Origin of the sequence: Azohydromonas lata, from assembly GCF_034427735.1 — a bacterium.
Taxonomy (GTDB): domain Bacteria; phylum Pseudomonadota; class Gammaproteobacteria; order Burkholderiales; family Burkholderiaceae_C; genus Azohydromonas; species Azohydromonas lata.
The window spans coordinates 1-2,246 of record NZ_JAXOJX010000160.1; the positions used below are offsets into that span (position 1 = coordinate 1).

General features: G+C 73.2%; 4 protein-coding genes. 1 reads left to right on the plus strand and 3 read right to left on the minus strand.

The window, feature by feature from the left end:
• Positions 1-169 precede the first annotated feature (169 nt).
• The 3 genes from SM757_RS34725 to SM757_RS34735 all read right to left on the minus strand — a co-directional run bounded on the left by SM757_RS34725 (position 170) and on the right by SM757_RS34735 (position 1,492).
• Positions 170-691, minus strand: coding sequence for a hypothetical protein (locus SM757_RS34725; RefSeq protein WP_322468826.1), 522 nt, complete (start codon positions 689-691; stop codon positions 170-172).
• Between the two features lie 65 nt (positions 692-756).
• Positions 757-948 (minus strand): heavy-metal-associated domain-containing protein, encoded by a 192-nt coding sequence (locus SM757_RS34730; RefSeq protein ID WP_066335017.1) that lies wholly within the window; start codon positions 946-948, stop codon positions 757-759.
• Between the two features lie 82 nt (positions 949-1,030).
• Positions 1,031-1,492, minus strand: coding sequence for a MarR family winged helix-turn-helix transcriptional regulator (locus tag SM757_RS34735; RefSeq protein ID WP_066335019.1), 462 nt, complete (start codon positions 1,490-1,492; stop codon positions 1,031-1,033).
• A gap of 437 nt (positions 1,493-1,929) precedes the next feature.
• Between SM757_RS34735 and SM757_RS34740 the strand changes: the two genes are divergently transcribed.
• The coding region (locus SM757_RS34740) for a helix-turn-helix domain-containing protein (RefSeq protein WP_322468827.1) at positions 1,930-2,246 on the plus strand (317 nt) is incomplete at its 3' end.

The window sequence follows — 2,246 nt, forward strand, 5'->3', positions numbered from 1 at the left end:
CGCGGACACGGCGGCCGCGAGCACCACCGGCACGGTGATTCGTCTCATCGAGGCTTCCTCTGCAACGGTGCAACTGCAAGGCGTTGGGGAAGCGGCGCACGGGCGGGCGGCGCTGCACGGCGGCAGCAGCCTCGTCGCGGTCAGGCTGGGAAAGGAACCTGGCGCCGCTTCAGGCGGCCAGGCCTATGGGCGGCCGGTGCAGCCGCTGCGGCGGCACGGAGCTGAAGCGCTGCCCTGGCGCGGGCGGCAGCCAGCCCGCGGGCGCCAGGGCCGGCAAGCCGGCGTCGAACGCGGCGGACAGCGGGGGCGAGTGCAGGCTCATGCAGGCGGCGGAGCCGCTGCAGGGGTCGGACAGGGGGGAGGAAGAAGTGCCGCCGTCATCGGCCGGGCCCGTCGCCGCGGCGTCATGGCCATCGTGGCCGTCGCGGTGCTGATGCGCTGCCGCACCGGCTTGATGCGCCAGGGCTGCAGGCGCCACGTCATGGCCGGCATGCGCGGCATGGTGCGCCGCACCGTGTCCCTGCGCCTCGGCCTGGGCTGCCTGGACGGCCAGCGGCAGGCTCAGGTGCCCCAGGCACGGCATGGCCACGAGCGCCCACGCCGACTGCAGCGGCAGCAGGAGCATCAGGACGATGGCGATGAGGCGGCGCACGGGCAGGACGGCGGATGAAGGACGCAGGGGTGGACGCAAGTTTAGGCGCCGCGCCGCGCGCCGGCTTTACCAGGGTCAAGCCGGGCGCACGGGGCGGCAGTGCGTCACGCAGGGTCGTAGCCGGCGTCGGACAGGGCGCGGGCCAGGGCCTCGCGGTCCTCGGCGTTCTCGACCTGCACCTTCTTGGTGGCCAGGTCGACGTGCACGCGCGCCTGCGGCGCAGCGGCCTGCAGCGCCTGGGTCACGGCGCCCACGCAGTGGCCGCAGCTCATGTCAGGCAGGGTGAACTCGATCATGGCAAGTGCTCCTCAAGGGGTGAATGGGCGCCAGTCTCAGCCTTGCCACGGTGGGAAGGTCAAGCACCTGGGCCGCTTTTTTTCAATCGCCCTGCGCCTCGTCGCGCGAGAGGTTGTCCAGCATGGTCAGCAGGGTACGGCGCGCGGCGGCGGCCTCGGCCTCCGGCACGCCCTGCAGCGCGATGGCGTTGACCTCCTCGGCCAGCGGCACCAGCACGCCCTTGAGCTGCCGGCCTTCGTCGGTGAGGTGGACGTAGACGTTCTTGCGGTTGTCGGCGCGCTGCTCCAGCCGCACGTAGCCCAGCGACTCCATGGCGCGCAGCGCGATGAAGGTGGTGGGCTCGGCCACGCCGGCCTCCATGCTGAGCTCGCGCTTGGTGAGGCCGTCGCGCTCCCACAGGATGCGCAGGTAGACCCAGTGCCCCATCTGCACGCCGTGGCGTGCCAGCCGCGCGCGCAACGAGCGGTCGAAGGCGCGCATGGTGTCCTTGAGCAGGTGCGCCATGCGGTCGTTGGGCACGGCCTCGTGCCAGTGCCGAAGCATGCGGCGGGCGACTTCGTTTTCTCTTTCCTGGACAGCTTTGGAGACACGCACGGCAGCAGGGCGAAGTGGCAGGGTGGGGAATTCTCGCAAACGCCACCGCAGCTCCTGGCCGCAGCGACTGCAGCGGCCGCCGCGCCATTGATGACGCACGCAACCGCCCTGCGGTGGCGGTGGGATCGTCGAACAGCCGGGCGATGTCCGGGTTGCGCCGCAGCACGTGGCGGCTGGGCGGGCGCGGGGCGACGAAGGCGTCGACGTCGCCGCGATCCGGCAGCTCGCAGAGGGTGCGCTTGGCCGGCGCGTCTTCCACGCGCACGGTTGAGCGGCAGTTGCAGCCTGATCTTTTTTCGGCGGCCGGGCGCGTGGCGTGGTGCAATCCGCCGCCTCCGCGGCGTGCCGCTTGTCGCCGCCCGGCATCGAAGCCCACCGAGCCCTCCATGTCCGATCCCGCTCGCCGGCACAGCGCCGGCCCGGCGTCTTTGGCCCGCCGCGCGCCCGTCGCCGCCGCCCCTCCCCAGGCCGCAGCACCCGCGGGGCCGGACCCCTTTGAGTTCCCGCCACTGGCCGAGCGCCTGAAGGCCTTGTTCGCGCTGCGCGCCGTGGCGCGGCATGGCAGCACGGTGCGGGCGGCCGAGGCGATTCACCTGTCGCAGCCGGCGGTGGCGCGGGCCGTGGCGGAACTGGAGCGGGCGGCGCAGGTGCCGCTGTTCGTCCGCACCGCGCGCGGCATGGTGCCCACGCCCGCGGGCGAGCG

Bases quoted from the DNA above. Each gene is read 5' to 3' on its own strand.
- SM757_RS34730 (WP_066335017.1), bottom strand. From the start codon at position 948: ATGATCGAGTTCACCCTGCCTGACATGAGCTGCGGCCACTGCGTGGGC.
- SM757_RS34735 (WP_066335019.1), bottom strand. From the start codon at position 1,492: ATGCTTCGGCACTGGCACGAGGCCGTGCCCAACGACCGCATGGCGCAC.